Source organism: Arthrobacter sp. B10-11 (genome assembly GCF_033142195.1).
GTDB classification, from domain to species: domain Bacteria; phylum Actinomycetota; class Actinomycetes; order Actinomycetales; family Micrococcaceae; genus Arthrobacter; species Arthrobacter oryzae_C.
On the sequence record NZ_JAWMTH010000001.1, the window covers coordinates 533,958 to 554,661 of the forward strand.

The 20,704-nt window shown below is 66.1% G+C and carries 11 protein-coding genes and 2 tRNA genes; 2 read left to right on the plus strand and 11 right to left on the minus strand.

From position 1 onward, the window contains the following. Positions 1-2 precede the first annotated feature (2 nt). The 5 genes from RW112_RS02520 to RW112_RS02540 form a co-directional block, all read right to left on the minus strand. Positions 3-941, minus strand: a complete 939-nt coding sequence (locus RW112_RS02520; RefSeq protein WP_317780280.1) for a cytochrome b/b6 domain-containing protein — start codon at positions 939-941, stop codon at positions 3-5. Positions 942-1,286: 345 nt separating this feature from the next. After that, a tRNA-Met gene (locus RW112_RS02525) sits at positions 1,287-1,363 on the minus strand. A gap of 124 nt (positions 1,364-1,487) precedes the next feature. After that, a tRNA-Met gene (locus RW112_RS02530) sits at positions 1,488-1,561 on the minus strand. A 217-nt stretch (positions 1,562-1,778) separates the two neighbouring features. Then, entirely contained in the window at positions 1,779-4,796 is a 3,018-nt protein-coding gene (locus RW112_RS02535; RefSeq protein WP_317780281.1) for a UPF0182 family protein, read from the minus strand. 157 nt (positions 4,797-4,953) lie between these two features. Continuing rightward, entirely contained in the window at positions 4,954-6,117 is a 1,164-nt protein-coding gene (locus RW112_RS02540) for a PDZ domain-containing protein (protein WP_317780282.1), read from the minus strand. Positions 6,118-6,337: 220 nt separating this feature from the next. On the opposite strand from RW112_RS02540, the gene RW112_RS02545 reads away from it, so the two are divergent. Next, positions 6,338-7,768 carry a zinc-dependent metalloprotease gene (locus RW112_RS02545; protein ID WP_317780283.1) on the plus strand — a complete coding sequence of 477 codons (1,431 nt, stop codon included), beginning with the start codon at positions 6,338-6,340 and terminating at the stop codon, positions 7,766-7,768. 20 nt (positions 7,769-7,788) lie between these two features. On the opposite strand, the gene RW112_RS02550 is transcribed toward RW112_RS02545, so the two are convergent. The 3 genes from RW112_RS02550 to nudC all read right to left on the minus strand — a co-directional run bounded on the left by RW112_RS02550 (position 7,789) and on the right by nudC (position 11,757). Beyond that, on the minus strand, positions 7,789-8,424 hold the full coding sequence (locus RW112_RS02550; RefSeq protein ID WP_317780284.1) for a M48 family metallopeptidase: 636 nt from the start codon (positions 8,422-8,424) through the stop codon (positions 7,789-7,791). After that, positions 8,424-10,601 carry an ATP-dependent DNA helicase UvrD2 gene (locus tag RW112_RS02555; protein ID WP_411709847.1) on the minus strand — a complete coding sequence of 726 codons (2,178 nt, stop codon included), beginning with the start codon at positions 10,599-10,601 and terminating at the stop codon, positions 8,424-8,426. The genes RW112_RS02550 and RW112_RS02555 overlap by 1 nt, the downstream gene beginning before the upstream one ends. A gap of 79 nt (positions 10,602-10,680) precedes the next feature. After that, the gene (gene nudC / locus RW112_RS02560) at positions 10,681-11,757 is read right to left on the minus strand and encodes an NAD(+) diphosphatase (protein WP_317780285.1); all 1,077 of its coding nucleotides are present in this window, start codon (positions 11,755-11,757) and stop codon (positions 10,681-10,683) included. Between the two features lie 211 nt (positions 11,758-11,968). Here nudC and RW112_RS02565 point away from each other — a divergent pair, with 211 nt between their 5' ends. Then, positions 11,969-13,180 carry a macrolide 2'-phosphotransferase gene (locus tag RW112_RS02565; RefSeq protein ID WP_317780286.1) on the plus strand — a complete coding sequence of 404 codons (1,212 nt, stop codon included), beginning with the start codon at positions 11,969-11,971 and terminating at the stop codon, positions 13,178-13,180. Here RW112_RS02565 and RW112_RS02570 read toward each other — a convergent pair. The 3 genes from RW112_RS02570 to RW112_RS02580 all read right to left on the minus strand — a co-directional run bounded on the left by RW112_RS02570 (position 13,152) and on the right by RW112_RS02580 (position 20,601). Next, complete coding sequence (locus RW112_RS02570) at positions 13,152-16,712, minus strand: ATP-dependent DNA helicase (RefSeq protein WP_317780287.1); 3,561 nt, start codon at positions 16,710-16,712, stop codon at positions 13,152-13,154. The genes RW112_RS02565 and RW112_RS02570 overlap by 29 nt on opposite strands. Next, positions 16,709-20,098 carry an ATP-dependent DNA helicase gene (locus RW112_RS02575; protein WP_317780820.1) on the minus strand — a complete coding sequence of 1,130 codons (3,390 nt, stop codon included), beginning with the start codon at positions 20,096-20,098 and terminating at the stop codon, positions 16,709-16,711. Before RW112_RS02575 ends, RW112_RS02570 begins: the two co-directional genes overlap by 4 nt. 86 nt (positions 20,099-20,184) lie before the next feature. Beyond that, positions 20,185-20,601 (minus strand): MGMT family protein, encoded by a 417-nt coding sequence (locus RW112_RS02580; RefSeq protein ID WP_317780288.1) that lies wholly within the window; start codon positions 20,599-20,601, stop codon positions 20,185-20,187. Positions 20,602-20,704 lie beyond the last annotated feature (103 nt).

Here is a 20,704-nt window from a genome sequence, read left to right on the forward strand (position 1 = left end):
GGTCAGCGGCTGCTGACCTTGCCCATCAAAGAGGCAAGGGGACTGAGGAAGACGGGCCGTGCGAGGAACCACGCGGCGACCATCACGGCAACGGACGCAGCGAAAATGCCGAACCCAACCCAGCTGACTTCGTCGCTGCCGCCGTACATATGGTTCAGGTTGCGGAGCGCGCCGGTGGCCAGGACCAGGAACACGTGGACCACGATGAAGGCAACGAAGTAGATCATCACCGGGAAGTGCACGGCGCGGGCGGCCTCGATCGGGTAGGCCTTGTTCAGGGCCTTGGCGTTCTTGGGCCACGCCGAGGACATCCGCAGACCCGTGATGAACGCCAGCGGCGCTGCGATGAAGACGGTGATGAAGTACGTCAGCAACTGGAGGGCGTTGTAGTTCACCCAGCCGTTCTCCGTGGGCCAGTTCAGTGAGGCGTACTGCAGCGCAGCCGAGAGCGCGTTGGGGAAGACATCCCAGCTGGTGGGTACGATCCGCGCCCACTGGCCGGTGGCAAAAATCAGGACAGCAAATACGATGCCATTGAGTATCCAGAGTGCGTCCAGCACCAGGTGGAACCACAGTGCCAGGCTGATCTTGGTCGGAGCATTCCGGGTGCGGATCAGGCCCTTGTTGTTCCGGGTCCAGTAGGCGGCCGGACGGGTCTGCGTGCGCACCTGCCAGCCGGAACGGATGATCAGCAGCAGGAAGAAGCCATTGAGGAAGTGCTGCCAGGCCAGCCACGCCGGGAAACCCACCGGAGTACCCTCAGGCAGCTCGGAGTGACCCGGGTAGGCCGCCAGGAAGTCCTTGACGCCGGCAAGCCCGGTTGCCCATTTAGCGGCCAGCACCACGAGAACCAGGGCAACCAGCACGGCGGGCACTGCCCAGTACAGTCTGGCCCACTTGCCCTTTGCGCTTCCAGGCTTCTTCTTGGTTGGTAGTGACATCGAACAGCATTCCTCTCGAGAATGATCGACTAGTGACGTGGGCGGATCCACCACCCCCGGCCGGGCCGCACCGGCAGGAGCGCCGGCTTGGTTAACTGCGCCTTAATAGCTTGGATCATGAACAGCGGAAGAGCGAACCCGTCCGGGGCCGTGGTCATCCCCCGCAATATACGATCCGGTTCCGGGAGGCGACGGACTGCCAGTCCGGCGATCGTCGTTGAACGCCACCTGGCCCTGCGGTACGCTGCCCCCGCGAATGAGAATACTAGGAAATGCTAGTAGTTAGGGACCTTCGGACAAAAAAGAGGCCCTGACCGGGGTGTTCCCGGTTAGGGCCTCTCTTGGTGGTTGCGGGGACAGGATTTGAACCTGTGACCTCTGGGTTATGAGCCCAGCGAGCTACCGAACTGCTCCACCCCGCGTCGCTTGATCAACAATACCCTACTTTTGCGACGGCCCCGACCACCGTCCGACACCGCTCCCCAAGCACCAGGACAAAGCAAAAGGCCCGGAATCCCTCTCGGGAATTCCGGGCCTTTCCTTCAGTTGCGGGGACAGGATTTGAACCTGTGACCTCTGGGTTATGAGCCCAGCGAGCTACCGAACTGCTCCACCCCGCGTCGCAAGAACAACATTACCCGCCGGTGAACTTCAGACCAAATTGAGGGGACGTGATCTGCGTCTCCGCAGTCAAGAGTGCCGTTCCGGAGCGGCAATCCTGTCCCGAAACCGGCTCTTCCCGCGGGAGACGGCAAAGGCCGGCTTCCCCGCCCTTGCGGAAGGGAAAACCGGCCTGTTCCGGCCGGGCAGGCTGCTGTGGGCAGCCTGCCCGCCTGACTAGCTACTCGGTGACGGCGACGGCGTGGCTGCAGCCGACGGGTCAGCCGTGGGTGCCGGGGTGGCCGCCGGGGTCGGCGATGCACTTTCGGTGGCGAGCTTCGCTTCGGCGTCGATCGCCTTCTGCAGTGCAGCGGACAGCTTCTTCTGCTGCTCGCCGTAGGCGGCGAAATCGCCCTTCGCGAGGGCCTCCTGGCCGGCCCGGATGGCCGCGTTTGCTTCCTCCAGCGCCGCCCTCAGTTCCGCCTTGGCGTCGGTGGTACCCGTGGGCGGCGGGGTGCTGCCCCCAGTGGGCGGAGGGGTCTGCCCGTTGTTGTCCGAGTCCCCTGCCGAAGCACCCGAGTCACCGCCGAACAGCTGGTTCAACGCCTGGTCCAGCGTTGGCGCAAAGCCGATCTTGTCACCGAACGCCACCAGGACACGCTGCAGCGTGGGGTAGGATGTTTCGCCCGTGGACCGCAGGTAGACAGGCTGCACGTACAGGAGACCCCCGCCCACGGGGAGGGTCAGGAGGTTGCCGTTGAGGACGTCGGAGGCGCCTTGGCGCAGCAGGTTCAGCGCCTGGGACACCGTGGGGTCCGAGTTGAACTTGTTCTGGGCCTGGCCCGGACCGGGAACCTGCGCTTCCGGCGGAATCTGCAGGAGCCTGAGCTGGCCGTAGCTTTCTGCCTTCACGCCCTTTTGGTTGCCGGCGTCGGAATCCGCGGCGAGGAATCCGTAGAGCACGTTACGGGCGGTGCCGTTGACCACCTGCGGGATGAACGATGAGGTGAGCTGGAACGCGGGCTTATCCTGGTCCGGCATCTGCAGCGACATGTAGAACGGCGGCTGCTTGACGGGCTCGCTGACCGTGGGATCGTTCGGTACGGACCAGGCGTCGTTGTTCGTGTAGAAGTTGTCGGCCTGGGTGACGTGGTAACGGCCCAGCAGCTCGCGCTGGACCTTGAACAGGTCCTCGGGATAGCGGACGTGGCTCATGAGCGCGCCGGACATCTCCGAGTATGGCTTCAGGGAGCTGGGGAAGACTTTCTGCCAGGCTTTCAGCACCGGATCCTGGTCGTCCCAGGCATACAGCGTTACCGAGCCGTCGTAGGCGTCAACCGTTGCCTTGACGGAGTTCCGAATGTAGTTCACCGAGCTGTTGGGCAGGGCAACGGTGCGTCCCGCGGTCGTCTGTGAGTCGGCGGTGGCCGACGACAGCTGCTCCTGCTGGGAGTACGGGTAGTACTGGCTCGTGGTGTAGCCGTCCACGATCCATTTCACCCGTCCGTCCACCACCGCAGGGTAGGCGTTTCCGTCAACCGTGAGGTACGGTGCGACTTTTTCGACGCGGTCGCGGGGGTTGCGGTCGTAAAGAATCTGCGACTCTGCATTCACGCCGTCGGACAGCAGGAGGTCGGACGACTGGAACTTGATCGAGTAGAGAACCTTGTTGAAGAAGCTGCCGACGTTCGGCCCGCCGTTGCCGGTGAAGGTGTACTGGGTTTCGCCGTCGCCTTCCTTGCCGGCGGGACGGTCCTGTTCACGGTTCGGTGCGCCGTCCGGCGCGCCGACAATCGAGTACTCGGGAGAGTTCTCGCCGAAGTAGATCCGTGGCTGGTAGCTCGTATCGTTGCCGAGGACACCGGTGGACGGAATGCCGGACTGCAGGAACTCAGGCTTGCCGTCCGCGGTGAACTTGTTGCCCTTCGCAGCCACGACGCCGTAGCCGTGGGTGTAGACCACGTGCCGGTTCAGCCAGGACTGCTGGTTGGCGCTGAGGCCGTCCGGGTTCAGCTCACGGACAGCTATCACGGTGTCCTGGACTTTGCCGTCAACCTCGTAGCGGTCAACGTTGAGCGCGCTGGGGAACTGATAGTAGGGCCGGTACTGCTCAAGCTGGGAGAAGGCGTCCGAAATCAGGTTCGGGTCCAGGAGCCGGATATTGGCAGTTGTCTGCGCATCCGGGGCCAGGGCGCCGGTGGTGGCGGTGGTGGTGGCGTTGTACCGCTCCTCCTGGATCTTATCCAGGCCGTAGGCAGCGCGGGTCATGCTGATATTCCGTTCGATGAACGGCTTCTCGAGGGTCTGTTCGGACGGGCGCACCTGGAACTGCTGGATGACCCACGGGTAGACACCGCCGGCAAGGATGGACGTAATGACCAGCATGGCGGTGCCGATGACCGGCAGGCGCCATTTGCCGATCACCGCAGCGACGATGAACAGGATTGCCACCAGCGCGGCGGCAACAGCCAGGATCGACTTGGTGGGGATGACGGCGTTGACATCCGTATAGAGGGCGCCGGACCAGCGTCCGTTGCTGTTCTGCACCGCGGAGTAGCGGTCCAGCCAGAAGTTCACGCCCAGCAGCAGCAGGAATGCCGCGCCCGTCACGGCAAGGTGGATCTGGGCGGCACGGCTGGTGAAGATGCCGCGTTCCATGATCCGGATGCTGCCGTAAAGATAGTGGGTCAGGATTCCGGCGATGCCGGCAACCACCACCACGCTGATGAGGAAGCCCGTGACAAAACCGAGGAACGGGAGGGTCATCAGGTAGAAGCTGATGTCCAGGTTGAACTGCGGATCGTTCTGCCCGAACGATTCCTGGTTCAGGAAGAGCAGCACTTTCTGCCACTGGCTGGCGGCCGCGCTTCCGGCGAACAGTCCGAAGAGTATGGGCAGGCCGATCATCACCACCCGGCGGACGGGCTCCAGCTGCGCCTGGTAGCGGTTCAGGTTGTCCCTGATCTCCGAATCCGGGGCATAGACGGGACGGGCATGGTAGGCGATGCGGATGGCATAGAACATCGCCGCGAACATGAGCGCGAAGGCGATCAGGAAGATGACAATCCGGGCGAGGTTCTCCGTGAGGAAGACTTCAAAGAACCCAAGCTGCTGGTACCAGAGGACATCGGTCCAAACGTTGGCGAAGAAGATGAATCCGACCACAACCAGTGCAACGACGATCAACGTCGGCGTCAAGGCACCTCGCCTTGGCTGGGGTCTTCCGGGCGGAGTGGAGCTGGCGGGACGGGACAAACTCGGTACCTCATAGCTGGTTGTCAGTTACTGGTCTTGTCATGAATCAAGTGCGCGTGGTGATGTGATGCTGCGACTGCCGTGTCACCCCGAACGGGGGCTCGACGTCAGTCACTATTGCCACGAGTGGAGGTGGTGCTTAGTTCCTGCAATTAGTCTAGTTGCTGGTGCACGCCGGAAGGCCGGATGTGTCGCCCCCTGAGGCGACCACTTCGACGGCGTCCCGCGCCTCAGCCAGGCTTTCGACCTTGACTACCTGTAGTCCGTCCGGGATGTGCCCCACCACTTCCGCGCAGTTGGCAGCCGGCGCCAGGAACACCTCAGCACCGTCGCCCCGGGCTCCGTACATCTTCTGTCCGATGCCGCCGATGGATCCCACCACGCCGTCGGGCGTAATGGTGCCGGTCCCGGCAATGTGTTTGCCGCCCGTAAGGTCCCCCGGGGTGACGGTGTCGATGATGCCGAGCGCAAACATCATGCCCGCGCTGGGGCCGCCCACCTTCTCGAGGGAAATCTTGACGTCAAACGGAAACGTGAAGTCGTACTGCAGCAGCACGCCGAGGATAAACTTGCCGGCCGCGTTCTCGGTGGGGGTGATGGTCTCAGTGACTGCGGCGCCGTCACGCGTCACGACGACGACGGCGGGCTTTCCCTGCCCTGCGGCAAGTTCCTCCTGCACCACGCGGAGCGACGTCACGGGCTTGCCGTTCAAAGTGGCGAACACGTCGCCGGCCTCGAGCTTGCCGGCGGAAGCCGACTGATCGGCGAGGTCCGCCACCCGGAGCTTCTGTTCAAAGGGGATGGCGAGTTCCTTGAGCGCGGATGCCGTCGCGTTCTCCTGGGAGGTGGTCATCGCCACCGCGCTCTCCTGCTGGGACTCTTCCTTCGTAACCCCCGTGGGAAAGATCAGCTCTTCCGGATAGACGGCTTTGGACTTGTCCAGCCAGGCCGAGAAAGCTTCGAAAACGCTGACCGGACCGTTGGGACCGCCGTCAACATAGACAGTGGTGAGGTCCAGGTTTCCCTTGGCCGGAAAGGTCTCGCGGCCCGTCACGCTGATAACGGGTTTCCCGTTGTCGCTTGCCAGGGTGTTGAACGTGGGTCCGGGCGATTCCACCACGTACGGCACGGGAAGGCTGGCGGCGGTTATTCCCAGCGCGAGCGCCATCAATCCGGACGCCACCATCGCGGGGTAGCGGTTATCCCGCGTTTTGGCCCGGCGGGACGTCGGGCGTCGTGAAAGCCTGCCACGGGTGGTTCCGCCGCCGCTTCCGGATTCCGCGGGATCCCCTGGAACGTGGTCACCCTGAATGATTGTCAATGAAGGACCTCTTCTGTACCTGCGCCCGCGGACGAGGCAGTGTGGCCGAACCCGATCGTGCTGACGGCAGCCTGCAAATATTCCGATTACTAACACTACGCGGTGAGCAGGCGTGGACGCTCTTTGCCTACAGCGAACGGGGCCGGATTCGGCAGACAGCCGCCAACGCACCGGGGTACCGTGAAGGTGATCAACAGTCACACCGACGATCGGCGGGATCATGACCTCCAACCCACTCAATCCGTCCAATGGCGACGACGACACCCCCAAGGATCCGCTTGCGGAAATGCTTCAAAACCTCATGGGCGGCAAGGGCATGGGTGACATAGACCCCGCTGAACTGGCCAAGGCGGCAGGGCTTCCTGACGACCCGAACCTCCTGGCCCAGATGTTCTCGCAGGTGCAGGCCATGATGAGCGCGACCTCCGAAGGGCCCGTCAACTGGCAGCTTGCCCATGACAACGCGCGGCGGGTGGCTGCAAGTGGCTCCGACCCCTCTGTCACGGCGCAGCAGTCGCGTGAAATAGACGAGGCCCTGCGCTTGGCCGAGCTGTGGCTGGACCAGGTCACGGAGCTCCCCGCAACCGGCCTGATCGGACGGGCGTGGTCCCGCGCCGAATGGGTCGAGGAAACGCTCGGCACCTGGAAGCGGCTCACCGAACCGGTGGCGAACAGCATTGCCAATGCACTGTCCACCGCCATGACGGAGCAGATGCCCGAGGAAATGAAGTCCATGATGGGCGGCGCCTCCTCCATGCTGCAGAACATGGGCGGTGCCATTTTCGGCATGCAGCTGGGCCAGGCAATCGGTGCCCTGTCGGCGGAAGTGGTCAGTTCAACGGACATCGGTGTCCCGCTGGCCGACCTCGAGATGGCCCTCCTCCCGGCCAACGTGGCCAAGTTCGGCGAAGGCCTGAGCCTGCCCGAAAACGACATCCGGCTCTTCCTGGCTGTGCGCGAAGCGGCCCACGCCCGCCTCTTTGTGCAGGTACCCTGGCTCCGCGGCCACCTCCTCGGTGCCATCGAGGCCTATGCCCGGGGCATCCACATCGACACCTCCAAAATCGAGGAACTGGCACGGGAAATCGATCCGAGCAATCCCGAAGGCATCCAGGAAGCACTGTCCCAGGGCGTTTTCATGCCGCAGCGGACTCCTGCCCAGGAACAGGCACTGGAAAAGCTCGAAACAGCGCTCGCCCTGGTTGAAGGCTGGGTGGACGAGCTGACGGCAGCAGCCACGGAAAAGTTCCTGCCCTCGGCGTCCGCGCTGCGCGAGACTGTCCGGCGGCGCCGTGCCACCGGCGGCCCGGCCGAACATGCCTTCTCATCCCTGGTGGGTCTGGAACTTCGTCCCCGCCGCCTCCGCGAAGCTGCCGCTTTGTGGGCATCCCTCAAGGAAGAACGCGGCACTTCCGGCCGTGACGCCATCTGGCAACACCCCGATCTCCTGCCCACCGGCGAGGACCTGGATGATCCGCAGGGATTCAGCGCCCGGCGCAAGCTCGCCGAAGCGAGCGACACTGAGGTGGATGACGCCCTGCAGAAACTGTTGAGCGGCGGATTCGATGACCCGGCCAACGACGAAAAAGACTCCGGGAAAGACGAGGACGGATCGGGCAAGGACGACGACGGCGGGGCACCGAAGGCCTGACCCTCCGGTTTTGCGGTCAGCTAGAAGAGCACTGACGGGACTTCGGTTCCGTCGGTGCTCTCGCCGTCTCCGTCGGCGTCCGGTGCCAGTCCGCGGGACGTGGCGAAAGCGACACCTTCGAGGAACGCCTTGGCCCGCTGCGTCTCGGGGTACGCCTCCAGAAGGCGCCAGAACGCGGCGTTGTGCCCGGCGACGAGCAGATGGGCCAGCTCGTGCAGCAGCACGTAGTCGATGACCCATTGCGGCATGCTCCGCAGCTTGTCGGAGAGCCTGATGGTTCCATCGGCGGGAGTAGCCGATCCCCAGCGGGAATTTTGGTTGCTGACCCAGCGCACTGACGACGGCACGGAGCGCCCGCCAAGGTACTTAGCCGACAGTTCGGCTGCGTGCGCCGCCAGGGCGGCATCCGTGGCCGGCTGGCGCCGTCCCTCACCCCGCGACCGCCGCGTTCCCTGCAGCCGGAGCTTCTCGAGCATCCGGTGGACCCATTCGCTTTCCTGGGCCTTGGTGAAGTGCGCCGGAATGGCCACCACCGCAGTGCCGTTCTCCCAGAACGCGGCCACCGTCCGGCGTCGGCGCGCGGAGCGCCGGACCACCACCGGGGCGCCATCGGGAGTGGTCAGCGGAATCGCCCGCGGCGGGGCGCCGCCGGCCATCAGGCGCTGCCGCTTTCCGTGAGGACCTCAAGCACTGCTTCACCGTATTTCTCCAGCTTGGAGGGGCCAACTCCGGCCAGTCGGGCCAGTTCCTCCAGCGAAGCGGGCCGTGCCTCAGCGATCGCCGTCAGCGTCGCGTCGGTAAACACCACAAATGCCGGGACTTCGGCGGCAAGGGCAACATCCTTCCGCCACTGGCGCAGTGCGTCGAAAGTCTGCTCTTCGTAGCTCGGCGGGCACTGGCTGCAGCGGCCCACCTTGCGTTCAGCGCCGGTGGACAGCATACTTCCACAGACCCTGCACATCGCCGGGGCTGCTGCCTTCCGCCGCGGCGCGGGGCCTTTGCCGCGCGCCGTCGAGCTGGCCACTGAATCCGGCCGAAGGCCGTCAAGGAAGCGTGAAGGCTTGCGGTTGGCCCTGCCCCCCGGGGTCCGGGCGAGGGACCAGGACAGCGACAGGTGCTCGCGCGCCCGGGTGATACCCACATAGAGCAGGCGGCGTTCCTCGTCCACGTCTTCCGGTGAATCGGCGAAGGAGATCGGCATGAGGCCTTCGCAGAGTCCCACCAGGAAGACTGCGTCCCACTCGAGGCCCTTGGCCGCGTGCAGCGACGCCAGGGTTACACCTTGGACAGTGGGGGCATGCTGGGCCAGTGAACGCTCCTGCAGTTCATTGACAAAGTCCGCGAGGGTGAATTGTGGACCCCGGCTCACTACCAGCTCATCGGCAAGCGCAACGAGCGCGGCCAGCGATTCCCAGCGTTCCCGAAGGGCTCCGCCGTTGTGCGGGGCGGACTCCGTGTAGCCGAGGGACGCCACGATGTCCCGGACCAGCTGGCCGAGGGGTTCGGGCTCCGAGGTTTCCGCGGCGGCCCGGGTGGCCGCCCTGAGCTGGAGGATAGCGTCCCGGACTTCCTTGCGGGCGAAGAACCGCTCTCCTCCGCGCAGCTGATAGCCGATGCCGGCTGAAGCCAATGCCTGTTCGTAAGCCTCAGACTGCCCGTTGGTCCGGAACAGCACGGCGATCTCGCTGGCCGGTGTGCCGGCGTCGAGCAGTTCGCGGATCTTGATTGCCACGGTGGCGGCCTCGGCTTCATCGTCCGCGCACTCGGTGAACTGCGGCGGCGGCCCGGGCGGCCGCTGTGCCACCAGTTTCAGCGGCGCCGCCCAGGCGGCGTCCGCTACGGGGCCTCCGCTGCGGCGGCCTGCGAGGAGGTCGTTGGCCAGCTTGACCACCTGCGGAGTGGAACGGTAATCCCGGATCAGCTTCACGACGTTGGCGCCGGGGTACATGGCCTTGAAACCGAGCAGGTGCCTGGGTGAAGCACCGGTGAACGAATAAATGGTCTGGCTGGCATCGCCCACAACGCAGAGTTCGTCGCGTCCCCCCAGCCAGAGTTCCAGCAGCCGCTGCTGCAACGGTGAAACGTCCTGGTATTCGTCCACCACGAAGTGCCGGTACTGTTCGCGGACGGTGGCTGCCACTTTCGGATCCTCCTGCAGGATCCCGACAGTGATCAGGAGGACGTCCTCGAAGTCGATGACGTTGCGGTCGGTCTTGACGTCCTCGTAGGCCTGGAACACGCGGGCGACAGCGGTGAGATCAAAGCCGCCGGGATTGCCCCGGCCTTGCGCATTCTCAAGGTAGTTTGCCGGCGTCAGCATGGACACCTTGGCCCACTCGATCTCCGAGGCCAGATCCCTGATGGACGCACGGTCCGTGCTGAGCCTCAGGCGGCGGGCAGCTTCGGCGATCATCTGTGCCTTGTGGTCGAGCAGGTTCGGGAGCGCACCTCCGACGGCCTGCGGCCAGAAGAACTGCAACTGCCGGAGGGCAGCGGCGTGAAAGGTGCGGGCCTGGACGTTGCCGACGCCGAGATCGCGGAGCCGGCTTCGCATCTCCGCCGCGGCGCGCGCGGTGAAGGTCACTGCCAGCAGCCGCTGCGGGCTGTAGACGCCCGAGTGCACGCCGTAGGCAATCCGGTGGGTGATGGCGCGAGTTTTGCCCGTGCCTGCGCCCGCGAGCACGCACAGCGGTCCGTTCAGCGTGCTCGCGACTTCCCGCTGCTCGTCGTCCAGTCCGCCGAGAATGCGGTCTTCCAGGGACCGGTTGTCCAGTGGGGCCCCGGGGGATGCGGTGTCGCCGGAGGCGCTTCGTTCAAAATTGTCAGTTGTCACTTGCTGCTCAGTCAGTTGGTGCTCGGTCACTTGTGATGGGTGGCCCGGTGGTGCCGGGTGGAGGTTCGCTGCACGGAAGTCAGGCGTCGGCGGGACGGTCCTGGATGACGCCGCCGTACCAGTGCTCAATGAGTGACCGGGCGATGGACAGCCGGCTGGAGATCACGATCTCCCCGCTCAGCACGGCGGCCTGGAGTTCTGACCGGCTGAACCAGCGCGCCCGGGTGACCTCCACGCCGTCGGGCGTTGCCTCGGTGTCCGGCGTCCGGGCCGTGAACCCCAGCATCAGGGATGCCGGGAAAGGCCAGGACTGGGAACCCAGGTACTGGGCGGCGGTTATCCTAACGCCCACCTCCTCCTGGATCTCGCGGACTACGGCCTGCTCCAGGGATTCACCCGGCTCCACGAACCCGGCCAGGGTGGAAAAGTTCTTCGCGTCGAGCGGTCCGCCGCCACCGAGGAGGAGCCTGTCATCCGGGCCGACCACCGTCACGATGATGGCGGGGTCGGTCCGGGGGTAGTGCTCGGAGTTGTCTGCGGGACACCGGCGGACCCAGCCTCCTGCCTCCACAACGGTCGCGGCACCGCACCGCGGGCAATGAACGTGCGTGGCATGCCAGTTCGCTATTGCACTGGCCTCGATGAAGAGGGCAGTGTCGGTGGCATTCAAGAGGGCAGCCACGTCCCGGAACCCCGTCCACACTGCATCCGACGGGATTCCCGCGATGCCGCGTTCGAACTGTTCCGCCCGGACCTCGAACGGTTCCGCCAGGACAAAAAGAACGATTTCCGTGCCCTCGTCCAGCTGCGAACCGGCCATGGCAGCGCCAAGATAGATGGTCATTTCCGGCGGCGACCCTGCCTCGGCAAGGCTCTCCGCAAGTCGGGCGGCGTCAGTCAGCAGGAGGCTCCCGCCGCGGACCAACGCCTGCCGGTGCGAGAGGACCATGGCCAGCGCCCGTCCCGAGCTGACGACAGAGTCAACCATGCCCGGCTTCATCCTGGCGCCGGATCCCCTGTCAATGAGGGCGGGCCTGACGGGAAGGACCGTGTCCATCAGGTGGTTCGCCGGCAGCCTCTGCAACGTTGCTGTGCTGCCTTGGGACACATTTGCAGGTGCCTGATTTTTGGATGCCGGGGACTCCGCAAGACTCATGTACCCACCGTACTGACTCCGGCAGACAATTGACATTTGCTCCGGCGGCGGCCGTCTCGCCAAAAGCCCGGCGGCAGGCCTGTCGGCAAGCCTTCCGGTCAGTCCGGCGTGGGCATGATCACGGCCCGGATCAGCGAGGGAAATCGTTCCGATCTCGAGACTCGCCGTAGTACATCGCCATCTTGGGCGCCAGTCAATCTACCGTGGATGGGTGAGAAGAAAACCGATCGAACTGGCAGCTGTAGCAACTGCGGCAGTCCCCGGACTGACGCCGACCGCCGTGAGTTCCGCCCCGGACGATCCGGCGGACTTCGATTCGGCACTCCTCCTGGACTCCGAGGGGAAGCAGTGGCGGGTACGATCACCTCGCCACGCGGAGGCCAGCGCCCGCCTGGAAACTGAGTTCATGGTCCTCCGCGCATTCGCCCCGGGAATCAGGGCCGAGCTGCCCTTCCTGATGCCAACGGTGGCAGGCACCGTGCGCCAGGGGGCCCTGAGCACTTTCGTGTACTCGCACCTGGCGGGCACCACGCGCAGCGTCGAAGAGCTGACCGCCGGTCCGGAAGGACTCGCGAGGGAAGTCGGAGCGGCGCTGGCCGCGATCCACGACCTGCCCCGGGCTTTGGTCAGCAACGCCGACCTCCCCAGCTATACACCCAACGAGTTCCGGCAGCGCAGGCTCAACGAACTCGACCAGGCCGCAACCACCGGGAAGATCCCTCCCGTGCTGCTGCGCCGCTGGGAACACGCGTTGGAGGATGTCTCGCTGTGGCGCTTCAATCCCTGCGTTGTGCACGGGGACCTGCACGAGGACAACATCCTGATTGACGGGGAACGTGTGACCGCCGTGACCGGATGGACTGATTTGCGCATCGGCGATCCCGCCGACGACATGGCGTGGCTGGTGGCCTCCAACGAACAGGGCTTCGTGGACGCCGTCCTGCGCCATTACACGTCGAGCCGGCGTGACGCCCCGGACGCCCACCTGCTCCGCCGTGCGGCGCTCTCTGCCGAGTTTGCGCTGGCCCAGTACCTGGTCAAGGGCCTGGCCGCCGGCGACCAGACCATGATCGGTGAAGCTGAAGAAATGCTTGCCTCGCTGGCCGACGACATCGCCGAGCACGGCGGCCAGCCCATCAGCGTGGAACCCTTGCCGCAGGCCGTCCCGGCCGTGCACGTGGAACCTGTGCCGCAGGTCGAACCGGCCAGCGCCGCCGCCATGCCTTCCGTGCACGTGACCCCGATCCCGGTCGAAAAGTCCGACGCCGGGGCCGCCACTCCGGAAGGAAACGCTCCGGCAGCCGGAGGCAGTGCAGCGGACCCCGCTACCGGCTTTGGCGGGGCCGCCACTCCCCCTGCCCCGCCGGCAGCGGATGACACCTCCACCGCCGCCCTCAAGATTGTGGACGCAAAGTCCCGCTGACCGGGCCGGCAGCCTTGGCCAGTGCGGTGGTTCCCCCGAGGGCAGCTGTCACGATATCTTCCAGTTGCTCCGCCGTGCCGAGGTCGTGGGGCCGGACCACCTGGTTTTCCCCCACGTAGTAGAAGGCCGCCCGGACACTGTCCAGCGGGACTCCCTTGAGTCTGGCCCAGGCGAGACGGTAGACGGCCAGCTGGACAGCTTTGACCTTCAGTTGCCCGCCGGCGGGACGGCGGCCCGTCTTCCAGTCCACGAGGTCCCAGCCGCCGTCGGCATCCCGGAACACGGCATCGATCCGGCCACGAACCACAACATCGCCGATGCGTGTCTCAACGGGAACCTCGACATGGGCGGGGGCACGGTGCGCCCACTCTGAGTTCCGGAATGTTTCCACCATGGAGTCCAGCCCGTAAGCCTCGTCTATATGGTTGTCCGAACCGGGTGCCTCGTCCAGCTCCAGCATGCCCGCCTTGCCGAAGTATTCCTCCACCCAGGCGTGGAAAGCCGTGCCCTTGCGGGCCGACATGCCTGGCTCCCTGGGAACCGGCCGCCGCAGCCGTGCAAGCACGGATCCGGGGTCGTCACCCAGGTCCACGAAAGTTGACGCCGAGATGTGGCCGGGCAAGTGGACATCCTGCACCGTTGCCCTGCGGAACCGGCGCTCCAGCAGCAGGCCCGCCTCCTGCGCCCAGCTGGCGGCGACGCCCCGGAGCGGACGCGAGCCCTCCGCGGCAGCAGGAACCAGCGCCGCGTCCCCGGTTGCGCCGCCGGCCATGGCTTCGCGGACCCGTCCGGCGGCCGTTTCCATTGCGGCGCGTCGCCCGGGTACCAGCCTGAGCCTGGCTCCGGTGCGCGGATCGGCGGGTCCTTCCAGCGGATCATACGGCCACAGAGCCAGTTCCAGGTCCTGGGTCAAGGGACTTTCGGCAGGCAGGGATGACTCCTCCACCGACGCGGGATGTACGACGGCGGCAGGCTCCTCCGCACGTCCCCTCGCCACCGCAGGCTCATCGGACCGCTTCACGGCCGGCTCAGGTCCGCCGGCCTCCGTCCCGATTCCAGCAAGGTGCGCCAGTTCCGACAGGAACGGCGACATCTCCGCCATGCCGGCCCGGGAACCGACCCAGGCGGCACTCGAAACCCACAGCACGAATTTCGCCCGGGTATAGGCGACGTAGGCCAGCCTGCGTTCTTCTGCTTCACCGTGCGCCTGGACCTCCGCCTTGAAATCCTTTTCGGCATCCAGCCAGCCCTTTTGGTCCGGCTGGTCCGTGTCCCATTGGGGCAGGTCGCCACGGTCTCCCCGCAACGGCCAGGGCAGGGCTGCACTGCCGCTGCTCCAGCGGGAATCCCGGCTGCTGGGAAACGCGCCGGCGTTCAGGCCGGGAACGAACACAACGTCCCACTCCAGGCCCTTGGACGCGTGCACGGTCAAAAGCTGCACGGCTTCATGGTTGACGTCCGGCGCGGCGACGTCCAGGCCGCCCTCCTCCGTGGCTGCGGCTTCCAGCCACGCCAGGAAAGCCAGCACGTCGACGCGCTGCGAGGTATGGAGGAACCCTGCCGCCGCATCGTGGAATGCGTCCAGGTTCCTCCGGGCCTGGTGAATGCTGATGCCCGGACGGGCCGCTACCTCGATATCCAGGAGCATGGCCCGTTCCACTTCGCCCAGCAACGTGGTGAGGTCATCGCCCATGAATCCCCGGAGCTGACGGAGTTCGGCCGAGAAGGCGTGCAGCCGGTCGAGGGCTTCAGTGCTGAGGGACCTGCCGTGGGACGACGTCCAGCCTTCCCGCGGCAGCCAGTCCAGCGCTTCCACCAGGCTGGACGAATCGGTGATGTCGCTCTCGATAACGGCGGCCCCGGCGTCGTCACTTTCATCCGCGTCCCGTCCCGGGTGCTCCCGGCGGCGGGCGAGGAATGACGACCAGTCCCGGAAGGCCATCAGATCTGCCGGACCTATGCGCCAGCGTGCTCCCGCCAGGAGCCGCATGAGTGAGTCCGACCGGCCCGGATCTGCAAGGACGCGCAAGGTTGCGACCAGATCCACGATCTCCGGCGTGTCCAGGAGTCCGCCGAGGCCCACGATCTCGTAGGGGATTCCGCGAACTTCGAACTCACGCCGGATACACTCCATCTGTGCGCGCCGGCGGCACAGGACCGCCATGGCCGGAGGTACCCGCTCTGTTCCGGCACTGTCTTCAAAGTCTGTGACGCGGTACCGCAAAACGTCCCCCGCTATTGCCCGGGCCTCGTCTTCATCCGTGGCAAAGCGTCCGATGACAACCTTCCCCTGGGCCGCCGCGGGACTGGGCTGCAGCGGCGGGACCTCCACGGAGTCCGCGGATTCCCGTTCCCCCGCGGGGCCGCTCTTCGAGGCAGCTGCACTGAGCGGAGCCGAAATGACGTTGGCCGCGGAAAGGATGTTCCGCCCGTTGCGCCACGCGGTTGTCAGGTAGGAAGTGGGTGCCACCGCGAACGAATCACGGACCATGACCGGGAATTCCCGGACAAAATGGAAGAGCTGGCCGGCGGACGCGCCGCGGAAGCCGTAGATCGATTGGTTGGGATCGCCCACGGCCGTCACCGCGTGGCCGCCGCCGAAGAGCCGGGAAAAGAGCACGAGCTGGGCATGCGACGTGTCCTGGAATTCATCGAGCAGCACCACTTTGAACCGTTGGCGCTCCACTTCGGCGGCGAGCGGAATCTCGCTGGCGACCCGCGCAGCCAGCGCTACGAGGTCGCCGAAATCAAGGGCGCCGCGGACCCGCTTCGCTTCGGAGTACCTGCCCACCATCTCGGCAACGCTTGCCCGAGTGCGGAGCATGGCACCAAGTTCTCCCGCGGCCTGGGTCGGATTCTTTTTGGCGCCGGCCACATAGGGCAGTGCTTCAAATTCGGCGACGCGGTGCATCAGCCATTCCTGCACTTCGTCGGGATCACGCAGGTGTTCAGCGCACTCGCCTGCGAGCTGGATGACGGCCTTCACAAGGGTGGATTTGGCAGCACGGAAGTGCTCGTATTCGCCGTCGAACGCCTCGACGACTTCGCTGGCCAGCTGCCATGCCTGCGCTCCGCCCAGGAGCACAACGTCACGTTCGACGCCGAGCCGGAGACCGTAGTCGGACACGATGCCGCTGGCGTAGGAGTGGTAGGTGGACACCTTGGGTTCCAGGGCGTCCTCGCTGAGCAGGCCCGCGGGAAAAATCCGATGCCCGCTGTCTTCCGCCGCGATCCGTTGCAGGGCAGCCAGCTTGGCCCTGATACGGCTGGCCAGCTCGCCTGCTGCCTTGCGCGTGAACGTTACACCGAGGACTTCCTCGGGCCTCACCCAGCCGTTGGCAACGAGCCACACGACGCGGTCCGCCATCGTGGCGGTCTTGCCCGATCCTGCACCGGCAATCACTAGCCGCGGCGTGAGCGGCGAGGAAATAATGGCGGATTGCTCCGCGGTGGGGCTGTTGCGTTCGCCCAGCATGGCGGTCAGCTCCTCCGGGGAGAACCGGGGTGCCGGGACGTCGAGCGGCGTCGTCATTCAGTAACCTGCTTTCCGCGCGGACAAAGGGGACAGACCTCGGGCAGGCGGCAGCCGTGGCCGCCGTGTCCCGATTTCGCCGGATCGTGGCGCGCCTCGAAAACGCTGCCGGACATCAGCCGTGCGGCCTCGTTCACCATGTCGAGCGCCCAGTTGCCATCGGAGCCGTCCAGCGGCGCCTGGACCTGGATGCCCGGGCTCTTGTTGCTTGTGCCGAGCTGTGCCAGTACTGCCCCGCCCGGCTGAACGTCCCCGGGCTCAACGTCACCGGGCTGAACGTCGCCGGCAGTTACGGCGGGTTCTGTGAACCCTCCGGCGAGGACCGCAGCCTGGTAGGCACCCAGCTGCGGGTGGCGGGCAAGATCGGCCTTCGACGGCTGGCGTTTGCCGGTTTTGAGGTCCACGACCACCAGCCGCCCGTCGGAATCGATCTCCAGCCGGTCCACCTGGCCGCGGAGGACGGCGGACCTGACCTCCGGCTCCGGTTCAGACACCGGAATACCCGGGGGCTGCGGTACGTCCATGATGTCCGGCAGCCTCACTTCGAAGTCCTGTTCGACGCCGACAAGGCTCCTGCCTTCACTGCGCATGACCAGGATGTACTGCGCGAGCTTCCGGACCATGCCTTCGGCACGCTGGAAATCAAGTTTGCCTTCCCAGTTGTCCTTCATGCCGAGCGCCGGCCATCGCCGGACCAGTTCCGCCACGTACTCCCCGCCCGACGCATCAGGCATGTCCTGCGCGATGGCGTGGACCAGCGTTCCCAGGCTCCTGGCAAAGTCGGTGGCGGCTTCTCCGCCCGCTGCCTGGATGAACCAGTCGAGCGGTGACTTGTGGACCGTCTCCACCTTGGACGGAGAAACGAATACTGTTCCGCCAACCGGGACAATCCGTTCACCGGAAGACAACGGCGCGAGACCCCACCAGGAGTCGGGACCGGCCCCCGGGACAGGCGGTTCTGCAACGGCCAGCCGGGCCAGGACCCTGGCGGCTTCGACAGATTCCGCGGCGGACCTGCCGTCCAGTTGCGCATGCTGCCGGAGTTCCGCCACGAGGGCCCGGAGGGTCATTGGCCGTTCCACCGGAGTGAACGTCCGCCGATCCTGCCCGGGACGCAGCGGTGCCACGTAGTCGAGGAAGGAGGAAGGCTGTTCGTCCTCTGATGAAACGGCAGTGCAGATCAACACGTCGCGGGCTCTGGACACCGCTGTGGAGAAGCTGCGGAGTTCGTCGTACCGGATTTCCCGCAACCTGCTGAGTGGCCCCAGCTGCAGGGCATGTTCAACCCCGTGCTCGACGGCGTCGGCGAAGAGTGTGCTGCCGAGGAGCTCCCCGCGGAGCCGGGTGTTGGGCCACACGCCTTCCTGCAGGCCGGCAATAATGACGACGGGCCATTCACGGCCGGCGGCACTCGCCGGGGTCATGAGTTCCACGGCGTCCTCCAGCTGTGCCCGGGCTGCCAGCGTGTCCATGGGGAGCTCCTGGCTGAGCAGGTATTCCAGGAACTGGTCAGGTCCTGACCCCGGCAGCTGGTCCACATAGCGCTCGGCGGTGTGGAACAGGGCCATCATGGCGTCCAGGTCGCGGTCTGCCCGGGCTCCCGCCGCCCCGCCGGCCAAGGCGGCGTCAGTCCAGCGCGCGGAAAGCCCCGTGGAGTTCCAGAGAGCCCACAGCACTGTCTCCGCGTTGGCCCCCGGTTCACGCGCTGCCACGCGCCCGGCCTCAATCATGCGGGCGACCCGGCGGGCCGAGCGGCCTTCGATGCCCGAGGTGGCCAAAGCTCCCGGTTCAAGCAGCGACTCGACGAGCAGCGCATCACTGGTGCGGCCTCCTCCGCCGAGGATTTCTTCGCGGCGCAGGGACTGGCGAAGCCGCCGCAACTCGATGGAGGTCGCTCCGCCGATCCGGGACGTCAGCAGCGCGACTGCCGACTCCGGGGTCAGTACGGCGGGATCCAGCGCCACGGCATAGGCATCAAGCAGGGGCCGCACCGCGACTTCGTCCCGGACCGCGGATTCGGCCACCGGAACGCGCACGGGAATACCGTGGCCGGCCAGGTGGCGCTGCAGCTGGTTGAGCTGGCCGCCGTTCCGCACGATCACTGCGATATCGCCGAGCTCGCGTCCGTGGTTCAGGTGTGCATCCAGGATGCGCTGCGCCACATAGCGCAGCTCCTGGACCGGCGACGGAAGGACATGGCCCTCAACCGCGCCGCGGTCGTGGCTACGGGAGGGAGTCGGACAGTCCGTCGGATCGCCGGTAGCCGGCGCGGCACTCTCCAGCCGTCGGGCCGACTGGCCGCCTGCCCGTTGCGAGATACGCCCCGCCACCGAAAGCCAAGCGTCGGCGACAGCGGCGGTGTGGCGGTGTGTCACCCGAAGCGGGCGTTCCAAAATCTTGTGCCTGGCTGCAGGATCCCGGGGACCGTCCCCGGCCGCTCCCTCAGGAGCCAGCAGGTGCGGCAGCTCGGCCGTGAGGTCAGGCCTGGCGCCGCGGAAACCCTGGACCACGGTGTCCGGGGACAACGTCACGTAGGCGTCCTTGCCTGCCGCGATGTCCGCCAGCAGTTCGAACACCGCCGGGTTGGCTTCCTGGATATCGTCCACAAGGATCAGCTGGAGCCGCTCCCGCTCAGCCGCCAGGAAATCGGGGGCATCCTGGAAGATCTGACGGGCCGCTGTGATGATTCCCGCGGGGTCGAAAGCCTCCGGCATCCGCAGGTCCAGGACGTCGCGATACTCGGCGTACAGTGCGGCGGCGGCGATCCAGTCCGGACGGTTGCACTGTCCGGCCAGGACCACCAGGTCATCGGGCGTCCGGCCGGATTCGATAATCCGGTCAAAGAGCTGGCGCACTTCGTGGCGGAACCCGCGGGTTTCCAGGGCGGCGTCCAGGTCATCCGGCCAGGGCAGCTCGAGGCCCGGCAGGGCATGGCCTTCAAGGAGCTCCTTAATGATCAGGTCCTGCTCAGGCCCGGACAGCAGCCGCGGCGGCCGCGCCAGCGGGAGGATGCCTTCCGCTTTGGCGCGCCGGATCAGATCGAAGGCATACGAGGCCCAGGTGCGCGCCGGCGTCGTGCTGAGGCTTCTGTTGAGCCGGGCCGTGAAGCGGTCCCTTAAGGAGTCGGCGGCGAGCCGGCTGGGCGCCAGCACCAGCATTCTCTCTGGATCCACGCCGTCGCGCTCGGCCCTGCGAACTGCCGCTTCGATGAGGACAGTGGATTTTCCCGTTCCCGGTGCTCCCGGAACCAGGACGGGGCCCGACCCGTGCGGTACATCCACTGCCGCCTGCTGGTCCGGTGACAGCACCGGAATAACGCTGAGGACCTGACGGGGAGGGAGGAGCCTGAGCCCGGAGGCCGTGCCGGCGGGTTTGGCTACCGTCAGCTGCCCGGACCGGGTCCGCTGGTCCGACGTGATCCGGTTCGACGTGCGCTGGTCCGATTGGGCCTCGGGGGTGTCGCTGGTAAGTGTCACACAGTCATTTCATCATCGGGGGCGGACATTTTATGGAGCCGCCGCTCCAGCCGCTCGGCAATCAGGTCTATGAGGTCAAAGTCACCGTCTGCGGGGGCCCACCGCGCCTGCGTCAGGTCGACGCGCCAACGTCCCTCGCCGGTCCGGAGGAAGTCCAGGTAGCGGCCCAGAAGTGGAGTCCCTTCCTGGAGGTAGAAAGCCAGGGCTTCGGCTTCCAGGCCCTGGGGTGCTTCGCCGTTTGCCCTCAGGACCCGCCACCAGGGAACAGAGCTGCCGTGATGGCTCATGACAGATCCCACCTGCCGCGCACCACCGGAACCGAGCATCTCGGCAACGTCCCCGTAGGCTACGGCTGCACCGGGAGGGACGAGCCGGACCAGGGACAGCACCGCCTCTACATACTCCGTGCGCATGCATCCAGCGTAGCGGTTTCCGGGCTGCCCGAATTTGTCGGCCCGGGCTGCCGTCCGGGCGGCACGCCCGCTGCCTGGCACAAAACCGTCAGTGGCAGCAGGT

Coding starts and splice junctions, on each gene's coding strand:
- RW112_RS02520 (WP_317780280.1), bottom strand. CDS start 941: ATGTCACTACCAACCAAGAAGAAGCCTGGAAGCGCAAAGGGCAAGTGG.
- RW112_RS02545 (WP_317780283.1), top strand. CDS start 6,338: ATGACCTCCAACCCACTCAATCCGTCCAATGGCGACGACGACACCCCC.
- RW112_RS02550 (WP_317780284.1), bottom strand. CDS start 8,424: ATGGCCGGCGGCGCCCCGCCGCGGGCGATTCCGCTGACCACTCCCGAT.
- nudC (WP_317780285.1), bottom strand. CDS start 11,757: ATGAGTCTTGCGGAGTCCCCGGCATCCAAAAATCAGGCACCTGCAAAT.
- RW112_RS02570 (WP_317780287.1), bottom strand. CDS start 16,712: ATGACGACGCCGCTCGACGTCCCGGCACCCCGGTTCTCCCCGGAGGAG.
- RW112_RS02580 (WP_317780288.1), bottom strand. CDS start 20,601: ATGCGCACGGAGTATGTAGAGGCGGTGCTGTCCCTGGTCCGGCTCGTC.